Origin of the sequence: Cellulophaga algicola DSM 14237 (assembly GCF_000186265.1) — a bacterium.
GTDB classification, from domain to species: Bacteria; Bacteroidota; Bacteroidia; order Flavobacteriales; family Flavobacteriaceae; genus Cellulophaga; species Cellulophaga algicola.
Window position 1 is genome coordinate 3,031,307 of record NC_014934.1, and the last position, 18,389, is coordinate 3,049,695.

General features: G+C 33.1%; 14 protein-coding genes. 9 read left to right on the top strand and 5 right to left on the bottom strand.

Annotated features, from left to right (window positions below; translation table 11 throughout):
- Positions 1 to 67: 67 nt before the first annotated feature.
- A complete protein-coding gene (bshC, locus tag CELAL_RS13100; protein WP_013551378.1) occupies positions 68 to 1,669 on the top strand; it encodes a bacillithiol biosynthesis cysteine-adding enzyme BshC in 1,602 nt (533 codons plus the stop codon).
- Here bshC and CELAL_RS13105 read toward each other — a convergent pair.
- Complete coding sequence (locus CELAL_RS13105; RefSeq protein WP_013551379.1) at positions 1,658 to 3,121, bottom strand: ArnT family glycosyltransferase; 1,464 nt, start codon at positions 3,119 to 3,121, stop codon at positions 1,658 to 1,660. The two genes, bshC and CELAL_RS13105, sit on opposite strands and share 12 nt — an antisense overlap.
- Positions 3,122 to 4,726 (bottom strand): ArnT family glycosyltransferase, encoded by a 1,605-nt coding sequence (locus CELAL_RS13110; RefSeq protein WP_013551380.1) that lies wholly within the window; start codon positions 4,724 to 4,726, stop codon positions 3,122 to 3,124. It abuts the gene before it with no gap.
- Between the two features lie 452 nt (positions 4,727 to 5,178).
- Here CELAL_RS13110 and CELAL_RS13115 point away from each other — a divergent pair, with 452 nt between their 5' ends.
- A complete protein-coding gene (locus CELAL_RS13115) occupies positions 5,179 to 6,549 on the top strand; it encodes a pyridoxal phosphate-dependent decarboxylase family protein (protein WP_013551381.1) in 1,371 nt (456 codons plus the stop codon).
- Here the strand turns inward: CELAL_RS13115 and CELAL_RS13120 are convergent.
- Positions 6,546 to 7,091 (bottom strand): pyridoxamine 5'-phosphate oxidase family protein, encoded by a 546-nt coding sequence (locus CELAL_RS13120; RefSeq protein WP_013551382.1) that lies wholly within the window; start codon positions 7,089 to 7,091, stop codon positions 6,546 to 6,548. The two genes, CELAL_RS13115 and CELAL_RS13120, sit on opposite strands and share 4 nt — an antisense overlap.
- A 141-nt stretch (positions 7,092 to 7,232) precedes the next feature.
- Here CELAL_RS13120 and guaA point away from each other — a divergent pair, with 141 nt between their 5' ends.
- The 4 genes from guaA (at position 7,233) to CELAL_RS13140 (ending at position 11,980) form a co-directional block, all read left to right on the top strand.
- The gene (gene guaA, locus CELAL_RS13125; protein WP_013551383.1) at positions 7,233 to 8,765 is read left to right on the top strand and encodes a glutamine-hydrolyzing GMP synthase; all 1,533 of its coding nucleotides are present in this window, start codon (positions 7,233 to 7,235) and stop codon (positions 8,763 to 8,765) included.
- Positions 8,766 to 8,895: 130 nt separating this feature from the next.
- Positions 8,896 to 11,058, top strand: coding sequence for a LysM peptidoglycan-binding domain-containing protein (locus CELAL_RS13130; RefSeq protein ID WP_013551384.1), 2,163 nt, complete (start codon positions 8,896 to 8,898; stop codon positions 11,056 to 11,058).
- A gap of 2 nt (positions 11,059 to 11,060) precedes the next feature.
- Positions 11,061 to 11,465: an OsmC family protein gene (locus CELAL_RS13135; protein ID WP_013551385.1), complete on the top strand. Its 405-nt coding sequence runs from the start codon at positions 11,061 to 11,063 to the stop codon at positions 11,463 to 11,465.
- Positions 11,453 to 11,980, top strand: a complete 528-nt coding sequence (locus CELAL_RS13140) for a DUF922 domain-containing protein (protein ID WP_013551386.1) — start codon at positions 11,453 to 11,455, stop codon at positions 11,978 to 11,980. The genes CELAL_RS13135 and CELAL_RS13140 overlap by 13 nt, the downstream gene beginning before the upstream one ends.
- A gap of 18 nt (positions 11,981 to 11,998) precedes the next feature.
- Here the strand turns inward: CELAL_RS13140 and CELAL_RS13145 are convergent, their stop codons facing one another.
- The gene (locus CELAL_RS13145) at positions 11,999 to 12,868 is read right to left on the bottom strand and encodes a hydroxypyruvate isomerase family protein (protein ID WP_013551387.1); all 870 of its coding nucleotides are present in this window, start codon (positions 12,866 to 12,868) and stop codon (positions 11,999 to 12,001) included.
- A gap of 222 nt (positions 12,869 to 13,090) precedes the next feature.
- Here CELAL_RS13145 and CELAL_RS13150 point away from each other — a divergent pair, with 222 nt between their 5' ends.
- The 3 genes from CELAL_RS13150 to yidC all read left to right on the top strand — a co-directional run bounded on the left by CELAL_RS13150 (position 13,091) and on the right by yidC (position 16,963).
- Positions 13,091 to 13,327, top strand: coding sequence for a DUF3820 family protein (locus tag CELAL_RS13150; RefSeq protein WP_013551388.1), 237 nt, complete (start codon positions 13,091 to 13,093; stop codon positions 13,325 to 13,327).
- Between the two features lie 61 nt (positions 13,328 to 13,388).
- A complete protein-coding gene (locus tag CELAL_RS13155; RefSeq protein ID WP_013551389.1) occupies positions 13,389 to 15,002 on the top strand; it encodes a CTP synthase in 1,614 nt (537 codons plus the stop codon).
- Between the two features lie 104 nt (positions 15,003 to 15,106).
- Positions 15,107 to 16,963 carry a membrane protein insertase YidC gene (gene yidC, locus CELAL_RS13160; RefSeq protein ID WP_013551390.1) on the top strand — a complete coding sequence of 619 codons (1,857 nt, stop codon included), beginning with the start codon at positions 15,107 to 15,109 and terminating at the stop codon, positions 16,961 to 16,963.
- Positions 16,964 to 17,243: 280 nt separating this feature from the next.
- Here yidC and CELAL_RS13165 read toward each other — a convergent pair whose 3' ends face one another.
- Positions 17,244 to 18,236: a fasciclin domain-containing protein gene (locus CELAL_RS13165; RefSeq protein WP_013551391.1), complete on the bottom strand. Its 993-nt coding sequence runs from the start codon at positions 18,234 to 18,236 to the stop codon at positions 17,244 to 17,246.
- Between the last annotated feature and the right edge of the window lie 153 nt (positions 18,237 to 18,389).

Here is an 18,389-nt window from a genome sequence, read left to right on the forward strand (position 1 = left end):
TTAACGTATTTTTAGATATTGATACGTTTTAAGAATTTTATCTTTACAACCATTTTTAATTAGAATTATGAAGATTGATGGTATTCCATTTAAGCAAACTGGGTATTTTTCAAAAATAATGTGTGATTATTTAGAAGAATCAGAGGCATTAAAACCTTTCTATAATAGGTTTCCTGCATTTGAGAACTTTGAAGCACAAATTATTGAGAAACAAAAAAATTTCCCAAAGAGTAGCCGAGTAATTTTATCAGAGGCATTAGACCAACAATATACTGGTATTGATGCTAGCGAAGCAACGAAATCTAATATTCACAGTTTAAAAGAAGAAAATACATTCACCGTCGTAACAGGTCATCAACTGAACTTGTTTACAGGGCCTTTGTATTTTTTATATAAAATTATAGCGACCATAAACCTTACAACAGCGTTGAAGGCAAAACATACAGGATTAAATTTTGTTCCAGTATATTGGATGGCTACGGAAGATCATGATTTTGAGGAGATTAATTATTTTAATCTTAATGGAAAGAAAATTCAATGGAATAAGGAAGCCTCAGGAGGGGTTGGCCGTTTAGATACTCATGGATTAGAATTGTTGAGCGAAACCTTAGCAGCAGAACTAGGAGGGAGTAAAAATGCGGAATACCTTAAGACTCTTTTTACTAATGCCTATCTAAATCATGCGAATTTAACAGAGGCCACACGTTTTTTAGCCAACGAATTGTTTAAAGACTACGGATTGGTTATTATAGATGGTGATGATGTAGCCTTAAAACGCTTGTTAATTCCTTATGTTAAATCAGATTTACTAGAAGAAAAATCTTTTAAAGCCGTTACAAAAAGTATAGAAGCTTTAACTGCTTTGCCTGAGAATTATGGCGTTCAAGTAAACCCCAGAGAGATTAATTATTTTTATTTAGTAGATGGTGTGCGGGAACGAATCATAGAGCAGCATGGTGCGTATTTCGTTAATGATACTAAAATATCGTTTACAAAAGATGAGGTATTACGTGAGTTAGAAAATCATCCAGAGCGTTTTTCACCCAATGTGGTATGTCGCCCTTTATATCAAGAAGTTATCTTACCTAACCTCTGTTATATCGGAGGAGGGGGAGAACTTGCGTATTGGTTAGAACTTAAAGCTTATTTTGATGCCGTTGGGGTTACTTTTCCTATGCTGCTACTGCGAAACTCAGCCTTATTGATTACAGGAAAGCAAGGTGAAAAGATAGCCAAGTTAGATTTGAAAATCTCAGATTTGTTTTTGAAACAGAATAGCTTTATTAATAAAAGGATTAGAGCTATTTCTAATATTGATATTGATTTTTCGCCTCAAAAAGAGTTATTGAAAGTCCAGTTTGAAGCACTGTATGATTTAGCTACACAAACAGATGAAACTTTTTTAGGTGCAGTCAAAGCACAAGAAGTTAAGCAAATAAAAGGATTAGAACATCTAGAGAAACGTTTGTTGAAAGCACAGAAGCGAAAATTAAAAGATCATGTAATTAGAATAACGGAAATACAGAATGACTTATTCCCGAATAAATCACTACAAGAACGGCAACAGAATTTTTCGCAATTTTATTTAGAGTATGGCGATAAATTAATTCCTGCCTTGGTAGAAAATTTAAAGCCACTTTCTAAAGATTTTGAAATTTTAATGTTTTAAATACACATGGTATTTAGTGTCATTGAACTCAGGTAGTAAATCGTAATTTTCTAAAGAAATTGTGTCAACTTCTTTTTCTATGATGAAATAATTATTAGAAAATGTAACAGAAGTATCTAAGGCTATAAACTGATTTCGTTGGAAAAAAGCATGCAGAGAATGCTCTAAATTGATAGATTTAAAATCTAGGATACTTTTAGCAGGAATTCGATTTTTAGTTGCGTTTACGAAATTTATTTTATCACGATCTCTTTTGTCGATGGTTCCAATATTTCTACCGGCTATTGCAATACATATAAATAGAAAGGCTATACTACACCATGAAAATTTTAGATAATTTTTTAGATTTTTTTTAAATTTTTCTTTTAAAAACACAAAAGAAGGTACAACGAGTAGTGCTAGTGCAATAGAGAATAGGGGTAAAGAGGGTACCAAATAATATCCTGCTTGTTTTAGGCTAATCATTATTGGTGCAGAAGCAGAAAGTGCAATTAGGCAATAGAAAGCACTTTTTTTATTATGACTCTTGTCAAAGATCCATTTTTTTTTATTCCCAAAAAAGGCGAATACAACTAGTAGAATAGATAATCCCAAGGTAACAGGAATCCCTTTTAAAAGGGCATTTAAGATATAAAACCTGCTTTCTCGCATATTTTCTGTTCTAAATCCTAAAATAGATTTGATTATTTGATTGTCTATGTATTGAACAAAAAACATTCTCGCATTTTCAAATTGAAGAACAATAAAAAAGCAAATTAAAAAACTAGCAATTACAAGTAAAGTCTTGGTTACCAGTTCTTTAATATTTCCTTTGTAGATAAGTAAGTATAACGGAAAAAATGCAAAAGGGAATAAGGCAACAGCTCCTTTACACATTACCCCTAGAAATACGAATATTCCTGAAAGGAATATGAATAGGTATGATGTTCTTTCAGAAGAGATTAAGCTCTTTATTAAGAGGTAGATTGCAGATAGCGTAAATATGGTAAGTGTGCATTCTAATACATTGTTTGGATATGCAAAAAAGGTTTGGAAATTGAGCATCCAAAGGGCAAGCGGTAGATACGTTACTTTTTTATAAGAGCTATTATTACTATTTATAATTCTCCAAATCTTTACAATAAGGAAACTTGTAATTATAAAAATAAAGAGACAGTAAATTCTTTCGGTCCAAAACGTACTACCAAATATTCTAAAAAATAAACTCTGAATCCAAAAAACTAAAGGAGGGTGTTCATAAAACTCAGGAAATATAGTATTGGTAAACATTGGTTTCCATAAAGACCCAAAACCATTAGCTAAATTATGAGATATGGTAGCATACCAAATTCCATCTACAAACATACCTTCTCTCAGTAAATTTGGAGCATACAGTAGGAAAAAGAAACCCAGTATTAATATCCAGTAAATTTTATCAGAAAGTATCACCTTTCTAAATGCAGTAGAAACCATTTATTGCTGTTTTATTAAAGCAAGTTTAGTATTATTAATTTCAAAGAGGTATACAGGTGTATATCCTTTATTCTTTTCTAGATTAATAATGTAGTATCCTTTTTTAGTAATAGAATGCGCTTTGTAAACTAGTTGTTTCCTAGACATTTCTAAGTAAGCAGCAGTTTCATAAAAAAGAAATGGAATATCAATAAACGTATTCATTTCATCATTTGTTAGCACGTAAATTTTATCATCGTCACTGACCAGTTTGTTAATGTTTTCTGCAAAATTCTTATGTAAATTATTTTTTGGAAGGTTTGCTTTTATAGGCATTGCAATATGGTCAAATGTAAGACGACAAACAATGAAAAATAAAATAACCGATAGACTTTTAATATAAGTGGTTGATTTAATATTTAAATATAATGTAGAAAGTATGGCAATACCAAATAATGGCAAGCTTAAGTTCAAATACACAGGATTGGCACTTATACTAATAAAAGGAGCTATGAAAAGTGCAGCAGCAATGAGTAGCATTAGTGTTTTTATGATGCTATAAAAAACTTTTTTACGCCATTCTTTATCTTCAATTTGAAGGTAAAATGAATAAGTTAAAAGGCTAATTGCAATTGGGAAAAACATGTAGGTATATCTTATTTTGGCCCCTGGAGAAATAAGATATACACTAAAATTTATAAATAGCGTTAGCGCTAAAAAGACCAAGTATGGTTTTTCTTTTATCCTTTTAATTTGTCCTTTTTTAAAACTAAAAAGTAGAAATAGTGTAGAAGGGAATAATACTGCAATAAAGTTTAAAGGGAAAGTTAGTATATGTAGTGCTAGTTTTCCTATACCTCTTCCTAAAACCGTTCTACTGCTTGTAAGTCCCCACATTTTGGAAATGTAGGCAGGTAAGTCTTCATATAAAGAGTAAGTATATAGGTAAAGGCCTAGAAAAACTAAAGCGCAAAAGCCAAAAAGTATATGAGGAAAACTAAAAAGTTTTTTAAATTCTCTTTGATAGCCTAAATAAGCACTTAATGTCAATACGATAAAAGCATAGGAGGCAAACCCTTTAGTTAAAAAAGCTAAAGAAATGAATAAATACGCAAATCCAAAGAGATGGTAGTATTGTTTTTTTTGGTGAAAGTGGAATATGCTAAAAAAAGATAATAACACCAATAAAGAGTAAAAAATATCTATCTCTGCTATGGTAGAAAAATAAAAATATATGTCTGCAGCGATGAGATAAAATAGGGTACTTAGAATGCCAAATTTTTTAGAAATATACTTCTTGCCCATTACATAAATTAATACTCCAGTCAGGAGTAAAGAAAAGGCACAAGGAAAACGAAGTGCAAATGTATTTAAGCCAAAAATCTTTAAGCTTAATGCAAGAATTATATTGTATAGAGGGGGGTGGTCATACCAGGTGTCATTTAATAGCGTGGTAACAATAAAATTATTGTTGAATAACATTTCAAGGGCAACCAAGGCTCTTCTTGGTTCTTCTAGTCTTAGTGGTTCTAAATGTAAATTATAGAAAAGAGAAACAATGTATATTAGAATGGTGAAAAGGGTCAGTTTTTCGAAGGATATTTTTTGAATTCTTTTTAAAAGCATTTTGATAAGTATTGTTCCTTTATTAAAATCAAATATATAGAAACAGTTTAATAAAATTACTCATATAATATAATGCGTTAATTATTTATTTAGATTACGGAATTTAATACTGTGAATAGTCTGTTTTTATCCTAAAAGACGTTAGTCTGTTTTGTGACATAGGTTGTTTTGTAAGTCACTGTTTTTTAATAGTTTAAATTTCTATAATTTTTTTTATAGAGGATTCAATTTTAATTGTAAAATTAATTATTTGAATGCTACTATTTTCTTGAAAGTTTAGATTGTGGTAAAATTTTAGAGGAACTTATTTAAGTAGTTAATTTCCCTAACTTTGATAACAATTATTAATGTTTAAGTATCATTAAAAACTAGAAAAGAATAGCTACAATATTTTTTATAGTTTAGACCGTTTTGTGGGTTTTTAGAATTGATATTTTTTTGAAGAATCAATTATGCACAACATAGATATAGAATTAGTTGAAATGACCTTAGATGTCATGAAATATGTGATCAATAGGATTACAAAGACCTCACCAGAACTAGGGCAACCCAAAAAGGAAGAAGAATTAAAAGCTTTAGTCGGGGAAACTATTACTTCTGAAGGTATTGGTGGTGAAAAGGCATTTCAATTATTTCGTGATGTTTTAGTGAAAGCAACAGTGCCTATTGATCATCCCCGGCATTTGGCATTTGTGCCAGCATCACCAACAAGAGCAGCTATTATGTTTGATCTGGTGACTTCTGCGTCAAGTATTCATGGTGCTTATTGGATGGAAGGTGCTGGAGGAATTTTCTGTGAAAATGAAGCAATGCATTGGTTGGTTTCTTTAACAGGAATGCCTAAAGGTTCTTTCGGCGTATTTACAAGCGGAGGAACCGCAGCGAATCTTTCTGCAATGGTTGCCGCCCGTGAGAATTGGAGGCAAAACCCAATAAATATTGATAAAAAAGGAGTTATTATAGCTTCTGTAGGAGCGCATTCTTCTGTGAAGGCTATGGCTAAAGTTATGGATGCCGAAATTTTATTAGTGCCCTCAGAAGAACGAATGGATGCTGAGGATTTGAAAGCCTTATTTCAAAATTTACCTGTAGAGAAGCAAAGTAGGGTTTTCGCTGTAGTAGCTACTGCAGGAACTACCAATGCGGGTATCATTGATGATTTAGACGGAATTGCAGATTTTTGCATACATCACGATTTCTGGTTTCATGTAGATGGAGCATATGGTGGTGGTGCTTTATTAGCAGATTCTGTACGGCATTTGTTTAAAGGAATTGAAAAAGCAGATAGCATTACAATAGATCCACATAAGTGGTTATTTTCTCCTTATGACTGTGGTGCTATTTTATATAAAAATCCAGAAATAGCAAAAGCGGCACATTCTCAAGAAGGTTCTTATTTAGAAATTTTCAAGGATGAAGGGGCTCATGGTTTTAATCCTTCAGACTATCAAATTCAACTTACCCGAAGGTTAAGAGGCCTGCCTTTATGGTTTTCATTAGCAATGCATGGCGTGGATAAATACAAATGGGCAGTAGAATGTGGTATTACTTTAGCTAATACTGCGGGGAAATTAATAGAAAAAGATGAACATGTAGAATTGGTGCGCGAACCAAGCTTATCATGTGTCCTGTTTAGACGTAAGGGCTGGACTCCTGATGATTATAGAAATTGGACGTATGAAAACCATAGAAAAGGTTTTGCATTAGTAACACCAACAAAATGGAAGCAAGGAAATGAATTTGAAACAGTAGCTCGTTTTTGTTTTATAAATCCGGATACAACAGAAAAGGATATTTCTGATATATTAGCGACCATGCATTAAGGGACTAGAAATTCCCCTTTCCAATGGTTGTCATCTTTTGAATATCTAATTTTGATATGATTTGGCTTATCAAGTCGCAAGTATTCAATTTTATGCGCTTCAATAGTTATCAAACAAAAATGATTTCCTTCGTTTAGGTATTCTATTTCCGTCAGGCTGTTAATATTACTTCCTGGTGCTAGGGTTGTTGTGTAGTCATTTTTAGCGTCGTCTTTTATCCGATTCCAGTATTTGGCTATCTTTTTATCGTTTTTAACAACAAAAGCATTGCCTTCAATCTTTAATTGTATTCTTTTTTCTGGATGATAAAGTAAGATGCAAACTTTAGGGTTTTCTATAATATGAGTTACCTTTTTAGAGCGTTTATCGGTAAAGAAGCTAAGGTTCCATTCCTCTGAAAAATCACGCAATACCACCGTGCGCAATCTGGCCATTTTGTCTAACCCTACAGTGCCTAAGGTGAAAAATCGGAAAGGATGTCCATACTCGGTAATCCCTTTTTTTAACTCTTCTTTTATCTCGGTAAATACGGTTGAAGTCATACTCTATTTATTTAATTCAAAAATAGTTTTAATTGCAAAAAAAAACGACTCTAATAGGCAAGAAAAAAAGGGGTTAAAAATTTTTATATAAATATAACGAAAAGAACCTTTTCTAAAATTTACATTTTACTATTTTTGCGGATGCAAAATAACGTCCTGATTTTAGATTTTGGTTCTCAGTACACACAACTCATAGCTAGAAGAGTTAGAGAGCTTAATATTTTTTGTGAGATTAAACCTTACAATAAACTCCCAGAAGATTTATCAACCTATAAAGCAGTGATACTTTCTGGCTCTCCTTTTTCAGTGAGAGCAGAAGACGCTCCGCATCCAGATTTATCTGGGATACAAGGTAAGAAGCCAATGTTGGCAGTTTGCTACGGAGCGCAATATTTAGCACATTTTCAAGGGGGTAATGTAGCGCCATCAAATACTAGAGAGTATGGTAGAGCTAATTTATCGTTCGTAAAATCTGACGAAGCTTTCTTTGATAAGATTAATGTAGGGAGTCAAGTTTGGATGAGTCATTCAGATACTATAAAAGAATTACCAGCAAATGCAACCCGTTTAGCAAGTACTGATGATGTTGAAAATGCTGCATACCGGTTGGAAGGTGAAGATACTTATGCAATTCAATTTCATCCAGAAGTATATCATTCTAAAGACGGGAAACAATTATTAGAAAACTTTTTAGTACATATAGCTAAAGTAGCGCAAACCTGGACACCAGATTCATTTGTAGAGACTACAGTAGCAGATTTAAAAGCAAAAATCGGTACCGATAAAGTTATATTAGGTCTTTCTGGAGGTGTAGATTCTTCAGTAGCAGCGATGTTATTACATAAAGCAATTGGAAAAAATTTGCACTGCATCTTCGTGAATAATGGATTGCTTCGTAAAGATGAGTTTCCAAGTGTGTTGGAGCAATACGAAGGAATGGGACTTAACGTTAAAGGAGTAGATGCTTCGGCACGCTTTTTGGATGAATTAGCAGGAGAGAGTGATCCAGAGAAAAAACGTAAAATAATTGGGCGTGTATTTATTGAGGTTTTTGATGATGAATCACATTTAGTAGAAAATGCAAAGTGGTTGGCTCAAGGAACTATTTATCCTGATGTAATAGAATCTGTTTCTGCTACAGGAGGACCATCTGCAACCATAAAAAGTCATCATAATGTAGGGGGATTACCAGACTTTATGAAATTAAGTGTAGTAGAGCCACTTCGTATGTTATTTAAAGATGAGGTGCGTAGAGTAGGAGCAAGTATGGGATTAGATCCTTTGTTATTAGGAAGACACCCTTTTCCTGGTCCTGGATTAGCCATCAGAATTCTTGGAGATATTACCCGAGAAAAAGTAGCAATTTTGCAAGAAGTAGATGCTATTTTTATAAATGGATTAAAGAGCGCAGGGCTTTATGATAAAGTTTGGCAAGCTGGTGCAATGCTTTTACCCGTAAATAGTGTAGGGGTAATGGGAGATGAGAGAACTTATGAAAAATGTGTAGCTTTACGCGCTGTAGAAAGTACCGATGGCATGACTGCTGATTGGGTAAATTTACCATATGAGTTTTTGCAAAAGACTTCTAATGATATTATCAATAAGGTTAGAGGGGTAAATAGAGTGGTATATGACATCAGTTCAAAGCCACCAGCAACTATTGAGTGGGAATAAAATTTAAAGTACTAATAATAACATAATCTGATTTAAAATGTTTATTTAAATAGGTATGATTACTTAAACTTGATAAGTAGTAATTTCTATTTGAAAGAAATAAAATCAACACTAAAGAAAATATAGTAAGATGCAGAGACCATTCGCGAAATATTTTTTGTCAACACTAGTAGTTTTGTTGGTAAGCTTTTCGGCAGTTGCTCAAAAATTCACAACACATGCTGTGAAAAAAGGAGAAACTATTCATAGTATTTCTACACAGTATAAAACAACTCCTGAACGTATTTTAAATCTGAATAAGGAAATAAAGAATGTAGCGGAATTAAAACCGAATACCATCTTGATTATTCCTTTAGACGCTAAAGCGGCAGATTCAAAAGGGGTTACGGTAAAAACTACGGCTGGTAATGGTACAGATGAAAGTAAAAGTATCATTATTGTACAAGAGGAGCCAACGAGTTTTATATCTTATAAAGTAAAGAGAAAAGATAATCTTTTTCGTTTATCAGAAAAATTTGATGTAAGTCAAGATGCGATAAAAAAATACAATAAAGAGTTGTATTCTGTGCAACTTAAAAAAGGAATGACTTTGAAAATTCCTAAGTTTAAAAAGATGAAACCAGAAGATAATCCTTTTGATAATGGTCTTTTTGAAATGTATACGGTAAAACCAAAGGAAACTAGATGGTCTATCGTTAATAAATACGGTATTACAATTGATAGTCTTTTGGTGCTTAATCCGGACTTATCTAAACTAGATACCTATTTGGCCTCTGGTCAGGAGTTGCGTTTGCCTAAAAAAGCGGGGAGTACTATTGCAGATCAAACTTCACAACTATTTATTTCTTATACCGTTCCTCCTAAAAAAGGATTTTATGCTATTGAAAAAGAATTTGGAGCTACAGAAGCAGAGATTAAGGCATTAAACCCTGAAGTAAAAGATAGAGGATTGCAAGAAGGGATGGTCATTAGAATACCACAGAAAAAAACAGATAAAAAGTCTGTTAATACAGAGAACTTTAATTTTTATGAAGTTAAACAAGGCGAAGGAGAATATTCTTTAAATAGAAAACTAGGCCTATCTTACAAAGAATTGCTGGCGTTAAACCCTGAGCTTCAAAATGGACTAAAAGCTGGAATGGTTTTAAAAATCCCAAAAGATAGCAATGGCGATTTTGAAGTGAAAAATTCCTTGATAATAGAAAACGTAGACCTTGTTAGTAAAATGAATCTTTCTACAAAGCCTAACTTGGTGTTTTTATTACCGTTTAGATTGGATATGATAAATGTTGATAATAAATCTTCAGCAAGCGATGCCATTGTTAAAAGAAAGGATGCTAATTATAGTTTGGGTTTATATAGTGGTGCATTAGTTGCCTTAGATTCTATAAAAAAATTAGGGCTTACAGTGAATGTTTCTGTTTTTGATACTGAGAAAAGTGTCGAAAAAACTAGAGCATTATTGGCTAAGCCAGAACTTAAAAATGCGGATGCTGTAATAGGTCCTTTAGATTCTCAGTCATTACAAGAGGTTGCGGTACGTGTCGGTCAAAACCAAATTCCGGTAATAGCTCCGTTACCAGCTAAAAGCGATATTAGTCTTTCTAATGTATTTTATACCGTACCTTCTGATACCGATTTGATGAAGCATATGTTTTCTTATGTAAAAGAAAATGTAGGAACCGAAAATATAGTGGTTATCGCTGATGATGAGCATAAAGCAACAAAGGAATTGATTGTTAAAGAATTTCCAAATGCAAAGTCTTTACAATTGGTAGAGAAATATGCAATGAAAAATAAGATTGTAGCTTTACTCTCTTCTAGTCAAGAGAATTGGGTTTTCTTAGAAACAGATCAGTTAAACACTATTAATAGTGTAATTTCTGTATTGAATGCTTCTATTACAGATAAAAGAAAAATTCGTGTATTTACCACGAATAAAGGAAAAGCTTTTGATAGTGATAAAATAAACCATACGCATCTTTCTTATTTATCATTCACTTACCCTTCTGTTGATGGAGAAGATAAAAATGATTCTTTTGAGTCAGCTTATAAGAGAATGAATAAAGGGAAATCTCCAGATAAATTTGCACGTAGAGGTTTTGATATTACGTTTGATGTTTTATTGAAATTAGCGTACAAACAGAATCTTTTTGAGGCTTCAAAGTTTGTTGGAGAAACAAAATACAGTGCTAATAAGTTTAATTATACAAGAGAGGGTGCTGCAGGTTACCGTAATCACTCTAGTTATATTATGGCTTATGATGAGATGTGGATAAAACAATTAGATTAAAAATGACAGCAAAAGTTACTTATTTAGGAGGTTTAAGAAATAGTTGTGAGCATTTAGCTTCAGGAGATATTTTTGCTACAGATGCTCCAGTAGATAATAATGGATTAGGTCAGGCTTTCTCTCCTACAGATACAGTTGCAACAGGTTTAGCAAGTTGCATGATGACAATGATGGGAATTAAGGCTAACGGTTTAGCGGTAGATCTAAAAGGAGCTACAGCAGGCGTAACCAAGCATATGGCCACTGAACCAAGAAGGATTTCTAAAATTGAAGTTGTGCTAAATTTACCTAGTGCTATTTCTGATAAGAACAGAAAGATTCTAGAGCATACCGCAAATACATGTCCAGTGCACTTTAGTCTGCATCCAGCTATTGAAAAAGTAATTACGTTTCATTGGGATTTATAAGAATTATACCATTCTTTTTTGTGTTATTTATCTTGCCACTTTCGGCTCAAGAAGAGGAAATTATCCTTTGGGATGCTAATACAAAATTGAGTTGGGCAGATTTTAAAGGAGAACCTACCAATACTAGAGCAGCTGCTGTAACCGCAAGTGGATTAACGTATAGTTTTTCTACGCTTCGGAAAAATGATGCTGTTGTTGAGGTTAATTTTGAAGTAAAATCTCATTTTTATCCAAATGAATCATGGTACCGTCCAGAAGTATGTGATACTGTAATTTTAAAACATGAGCAGTTGCATTTCGACATTACTGAGTTGTATGCCAGAAAATTCTTAGAACGTTTGAATAAAGCCACCTTTACAAATAAAGCGAAAGCGGAAGTAAAGGCTATTTACAATCAAATTAATACAGACCTTAATGAGTACCAGAATCTATATGATGCTGAAACTAATTTTTCTCGCAACCGAGAGCAACAGGTAATTTGGGAAATTAGACTTAATAAACTATTGAAGGACTAATCTAATATGTGATGTCTATTAGACATCGCATATTAGAAAGCCTTGCTTAAGGGAATCTATTTTATCATCTTTTTTTGGAAGAAACTCTTGTGCAACGTGCCCGGTAAATCCTGTTGCTAAAATTGCACGCATAATTGCTGGGTAGTATAATTCTTGTGATTCATCAACTTCATTCCTTCCAGGAACTCCAGCGGTATGGTAGTGCCCAAAATACTGGTGGTTATCTTGTATAGTGCGAATAATATCACCCTCCATAATTTGCATGTGATAAATATCAAAAAGCAATTTAAAGCTTTCAGAATTTATTGCTTTGCATAATTCTATGCCCCATGCAGAAGTATCACACATATAATCTTCATGATTAATTTTAGAATTAAGGAGTTCCATTTGAAGTACCACACCATGTTTTTCTGCCAATGGCATAATTTTTTTAAGACCTTCTGCACAGTTTTTAAGACCAACCTTATCATCCATGCCATTTCTATTTCCACTAAAACAAATTAGATTGGTATAGCCAGCTTCTGCTACTTTAGGAATTATTTGCTCGTAATCGGCAATTAATTCTTCGTGTAATTTTGGATCGTTCCAGCCTTCAGTAATTCCTTTTCCAGCACCCCAACACATAGAAGCGTGAATATTATATTTTTTCAGTATTGGCCATTCTTCTGGTCCTGTTAAATCTATAGATTTTACACCTAGTTCATTTAATGTTTTTAAGAAGTCTTCTAATGGAATTTTACCAAAACACCAATGGCAAACGCTGTGATTGATATTGTTTTTCAATACAAAATCTTTTTTTAGAGTATCTATAGGGGCATTTGCAGCTTTGCAAGAGACAATGCCTAATGATCCTACAGCAGCAGTTCCAATGAATTTACGTCTTTCCATTTTTATTTTTTTAACAGGTGAATATCAAATATAAATTATTTTGATGAATAAATGTAATTTAGACATTTAATAATAGTGATGTGATTTTAATTTTAAAATAACTTTTTTAATCGACTAGTTGTAAAAAATCATCAAATTAGCGCTGTAATCTAAGCATTTCTACTTTTAAATGAATAATTTTAACCCAAGAAACTTAAACGGTTTTTTATACTAATTATTTTCATGGAAATAAAACCAGATACACGTAAATTAATAGAGTTAGCGCATTATCGGATGCCTTTTGGAAAGTATAAAGGACGTTATTTGGTTTCACTTCCAGAGCCTTATTTGATATGGTTTCAGCAAAAAGGATTTCCTGAAGGTAAGCTGGGAGACTTGCTAAAAGCTATGACGGAGATTAAAATAAATGGTCTAGAAGGGCTTATCTATAAAATTCAGAAAGATTTTCCTAAACAATAAGCCATATATGTGGTAGCAATTTGTATTTTTGCTTGCGTTAAGAAAACAACCTAAACGCTTCATGTCACAGACAAAATATATTTTCGTAACCGGTGGGGTTACTTCCTCACTCGGTAAAGGTATTATCGCCGCTTCTCTAGCCAAGTTATTGCAGGCCAGAGGGTATAGAACTACCATTCAAAAATTAGATCCATATATAAATGTTGATCCAGGTACATTAAACCCTTATGAACATGGGGAGTGTTATGTAACTGATGATGGTGCGGAGACCGATTTAGATCTTGGCCATTATGAACGTTTTTTAAATACAACTACTTCTCAAGCTAATAATGTGACTACGGGTAGAATTTACCAAAGTGTTATTGAAAAAGAGCGTAGAGGTGAGTTTTTAGGTAAAACAGTTCAAGTGGTTCCTCACATTACCAATGAAATTAAAGAAAGAATTCAAATTTTAGGTAAAAGCGGTGATTATGATATCGTTATTACTGAAATAGGGGGTACGGTTGGTGATATTGAGTCTTTGCCATATATTGAAGCAGTGCGTCAATTACTTTGGGAACTTGGTGATAATAACGGGATTGTAATTCACTTAACCTTGGTGCCTTATTTGTCTGCCGCAGGTGAATTAAAAACAAAACCGACGCAACACTCCGTAAAAACCTTAATGGAAAGTGGTATTAAAGCAGATATATTAGTGTGTAGAACAGAGCACGAAATTTCTGATGAGATAAAGCATAAACTTGCATTATTCTGTAATGTAAAACGAGAAGCGGTAATACAATCTATAGATGCATCTACTATTTATGATGTGCCTATTCTAATGCAAGAGGAAGGTTTAGATACTGTAACCTTACAGCGTTTAGGTTTGCCAGATACTACACGACCAAACCTTGATCAATGGAATCAATTTTTAAATAAACATAAGAACCCTAAGCATGAAGTTACTATTGGTTTAGTAGGTAAATATGTAGAGTTACAAGATTCTTATAAATCTATCTTAGAGTCGTTTATTCATGCAGGAGCCGTTAACGAAGTAAAAGTTAATGTGCGTTCTATACATTCCGAACATATCAATGATAAAAACTTTGAGTCTAAATTAAAAGGCTTAAATGGTATTTTGGTTGCTCCTGGTTTTGGAGAAAGAGGTATAGAAGGCAAGATTAAAGCAGTACAATATGCAAGAGAAAACAATATTCCGTTTTTAGGAATTTGTTTAGGAATGCAAATGGCGGTTATAGAGTTTTCTAGAAATGTGTTGGGATATAAAGATGCTACCTCTACAGAAATGCTTGAAAGTACCGAACATCCTGTTATTAATTTAATGGAAACTCAGAAAAATATAACGAATAAAGGAGGGACCATGCGTTTAGGTAGTTGGGATTGTACTTTGAAAAAAGGAAGCCTTGCTAGTAAAATTTACCATGGTGCTACCGAAATAGCAGAACGTCACCGTCATCGTTATGAGTTTAATAATGATTATAAAGAGGAAATTGAAAAAGCTGGCATGTTAGCTTCAGGAGTAAATAAAGAAACAGGTCTTGTAGAGATTGTAGAAATTCCTAGTCATCCTTGGTTTATAGGTGTTCAATACCATCCAGAATATAAGAGTACGGTGCTAAACCCACATCCTTTATTTGTAGGTTTTGTAAAAGCAGCATTAGATCATAAAATTTAAGATTACTGCCACTATGGCACAAATAATAGAATTGGGGCTATATTTGCACCTACTCGAAACTAGAAATGCACAATAAAAGCATAAGGTTTATTTAATAGTGATAAATGGAAGAAAAGAAATTAGACGTAAAGTCGATAATTGGTTTTGTATTGATTTTTGGAATTTTGCTTTTTATGTTTTGGCAAAACCAACCAACAGATGAAGAGGTAGCAGCAAAAAAAGTAGAGCAAGAGCAAATTGATGCTAAAGCTAAAGAAGAAAAGGTAGAAGTGAATACGGAACAAAAAGCTCCTGTATTAAATTTACAAGATTCTACAGCAGTTACAAATTATAAGAATACAATAGGTGCTTTCGGATTTACAAAACCTTCAGAAGAAACAACGGTTTTAGAAAACAATCTAGTTTACTTGAGAATTAGTAATAAGGGAGGGCAAATTATAGAGGCTAAAATGAAAAATTTTACCACCTATGATTCAATTCCTGTTTATTTAGTAAAAGATGGTAATGCTTCCTTTGCATTAAATTTTTCAACCAATGATAATCGCACATTAAATACAGCAGATTTATTTTTTGAACCTTCATTAACTACTAGCGGAGATAATCAAGTGCTTTCTATGAAAGCTAAGATTTCTGAAAATCAATTTTTAGAATACCGTTATGAAATGAAACCAGATGACTATCTGGTAGACTTTGCTATAAAAACTCAAGGATTAAGTAGCGTTATTAATAATACTAAGCCTATTAACTTAGATTGGAAATTAAAAGCGATTCGCCATTCTAAAAGTATTAAATATTCTAATAGGTATACTAGGCTAACGTATAATCATGAAGATGGTAAAATTAGTAAACTATCTGATAGTAGTGATGATGATGAAGAAACTGAAAAAGATGTGAAATGGTTATCATACCGTCAGCATTTTTTTAGCTCAATTTTGGCGACAAACAAACCTTTTGAATCGGCTAAATTATTTTCTAAAAACTTAGTAGAAGACGAATCACATACTCAAAAGTATATGAAAGATTATGCTTCTGAGATGCCTTTGAAATTAGAAGGTGGAGAATTAAGTTATGCTATGAATTGGTATTATGGACCAACAGATGCTAAAGTTTTAGCACAATATAAAGATTTAGGCTTAGAAGACTCTGTTCCTTTTGGTTGGGGTATTTTTGGATTGATTAATAGGTATGTATTTACTCCTTTATTTACTTTTCTAAGTGGAATGGTGCCAGCAGGTATAGCCATTATCATTATGACTATATTGGTGCGTTTGGCGATGTCTCCAGTGACCTACAAATCATACTTATCTCAAGCTAAAATGAAGGTTCTAAAGCCTGAAATAGCAGAGATCAATGAAAAATATAAGGATAATGCAGCTAAAAAACAGCAAGAAACAATGAAGCTGAATACAAAAGCAGGGGTGAGTCCATTAAGTGGCTGTATACCGGCTTTAATTCAAATGCCAATTTTCTATGCATTGTTTATGTTCTTCCCAACGTCTTTTGCACTACGTCAAAAGCCATTTTTATGGGCAGATGATTTATCGTCTTATGATGTAATAGCACAATTGCCATTCACGATACCTTTTTACGGAGATCACGTGAGTTTGTTTCCGATCTTGGCATCTATAGCTATCTTCTTTTATATGATGATGACAACGGGGCAGAATATGACGCAACAGCCAGGTATGCCAAACATGAAGTTTATTATGTATTTATCACCATTAATGATGTTGGTATTTTTTAATAGTTATGCAAGTGGATTGAGTTTGTATTACTTCATCTCTAACCTAATTACCATATTTATTATGTTAGCGATAAAGAATTTTATTCTAGATGATGCTAAAATTCATGCGCAAATACAAGAAAATAAGAAGAAGCCTAAGAAAGAAAATAAGTTTCAACGTAAAATGCGTGAAATGATGGAACAGGCAGAAATTCAAAAGAACGCAGGTAAGAAGTAAACTAGATTTATAGTGTAATAAAAAAAGCTCCTTTGCTAAGATTTAATTCTTGCTTAGGAGCTTTTTTGTTGAGGTTGGTTTGGTAAGATTTGGGACTTCAAAGATGCGACAAAGACTAAGTTTTTTAAAATAATAGTTGCCAAATGCCGATTTCTGTATATTAAATAAACCTGTGGTGTTGTAACGCAAAAATATAGGGTATAAAAAAAGAGGCTTACGAATTATAGTTGTAAGCCTCTTTGTTATTTTTTAAAATAATACCGATGAAGTATCTAAAGTATTATCTAATTACTCTGCTAATAGCGTGAATAATTCCGTTAGATGCTTGTACATCTGCTATAATGATAGGATTTAGTGTTGTATCATTTCCTGGTCCTACAATTCCAGCTGGTGCTGCGTTAATGGTGATATCACTACCTCCTAATGTAGCTACAGTTTGACCGTCTAAGGCGGCTAATTCTGTAGAAACTACGTTGGCACCGGTAACTACATGTAATTCTAGAACTGTTTGTAGCGTAGCAACAGGAACATCGCTCAATTGTGATAATTCCAAATCTGTTAAAAGCGCAGTAAACGCATCATTGGTTGGCGCGAATACAGTGAATGGTGCTGGTGCAGTACCATTTGCGGTGCTTAAAGCGGCAACATATTCAAATGATGAATCAGCTGTTAAGGCAGCTACTAGAGAAGAAAAACGAGCATCTGCCAAGGCAAAATCAACGACTGAAGGTAAGGTAATCACAGCATCTACTTTATGTATTACACCATTACTTGCTTGAATGTCTGCATCGATAACTTCTGAAATTCCATTAAAGGTAACGCCGCCTTCGGTTTTAAAATAAATACTCATGTGCGTGTCTGCTTTGGCTCCATTCGCTAGAGTAGAAGCGTAGTAGTTTCCTTGGGTGGTAAGCGCAGCTAAATCTGCAGCTTCAATCTTACCACTAATTACATGATTTAATAATACTTGTGTCAATACATCTGTTGGGATGTCCTGTAAAGTATTGTCACCCAAAAAAGCATCAAAAGCTTCATTAGTTGGTGCTAATACGGTAAATGGCCCATCGCCCTGTAATACAGCTGGTAATCCGCCATCTGCTGCAGTAAGCGCCGCTATTAAACTAGATAAGTTTGGATCTGCACTAGCTAGTGCTGTTATAGTAGTAGACTCTTGTACGACCGGATCATCAGAATCATCATCATTACATGCTGCAGCAAAAGTTAATAAAAAGAGACCTAAAAAAACGGATTTAAAGTTGAAATTGTTTTTCATAATTTTTAATTTTAAATAAATGTTTAGTGTTTTGAGTTAATTGCTAAACAATATAAAGATATAATAATTATAAAAGGTTGCGTTTGTTTAATTTATTTTAATAAAACTTTAACAAAATAAAAAAGTAATAGGAGTTAATAATTCAGTCACTAA

Coding starts and splice junctions, on each gene's coding strand:
- CELAL_RS13105 (WP_013551379.1), bottom strand. CDS start 3,121: ATGGTTTCTACTGCATTTAGAAAGGTGATACTTTCTGATAAAATTTAC.
- CELAL_RS13135 (WP_013551385.1), top strand. CDS start 11,061: ATGACAGCAAAAGTTACTTATTTAGGAGGTTTAAGAAATAGTTGTGAG.
- CELAL_RS13120 (WP_013551382.1), bottom strand. CDS start 7,091: ATGACTTCAACCGTATTTACCGAGATAAAAGAAGAGTTAAAAAAAGGG.
- bshC (WP_013551378.1), top strand. CDS start 68: ATGAAGATTGATGGTATTCCATTTAAGCAAACTGGGTATTTTTCAAAA.
- CELAL_RS13155 (WP_013551389.1), top strand. CDS start 13,389: ATGTCACAGACAAAATATATTTTCGTAACCGGTGGGGTTACTTCCTCA.
- CELAL_RS13145 (WP_013551387.1), bottom strand. CDS start 12,868: ATGGAAAGACGTAAATTCATTGGAACTGCTGCTGTAGGATCATTAGGC.
- CELAL_RS13150 (WP_013551388.1), top strand. CDS start 13,091: ATGGAAATAAAACCAGATACACGTAAATTAATAGAGTTAGCGCATTAT.
- CELAL_RS13115 (WP_013551381.1), top strand. CDS start 5,179: ATGCACAACATAGATATAGAATTAGTTGAAATGACCTTAGATGTCATG.
- yidC (WP_013551390.1), top strand. CDS start 15,107: ATGGAAGAAAAGAAATTAGACGTAAAGTCGATAATTGGTTTTGTATTG.
- CELAL_RS13130 (WP_013551384.1), top strand. CDS start 8,896: ATGCAGAGACCATTCGCGAAATATTTTTTGTCAACACTAGTAGTTTTG.
- guaA (WP_013551383.1), top strand. CDS start 7,233: ATGCAAAATAACGTCCTGATTTTAGATTTTGGTTCTCAGTACACACAA.
- CELAL_RS13110 (WP_013551380.1), bottom strand. CDS start 4,726: ATGCTTTTAAAAAGAATTCAAAAAATATCCTTCGAAAAACTGACCCTT.
- CELAL_RS13165 (WP_013551391.1), bottom strand. CDS start 18,236: ATGAAAAACAATTTCAACTTTAAATCCGTTTTTTTAGGTCTCTTTTTA.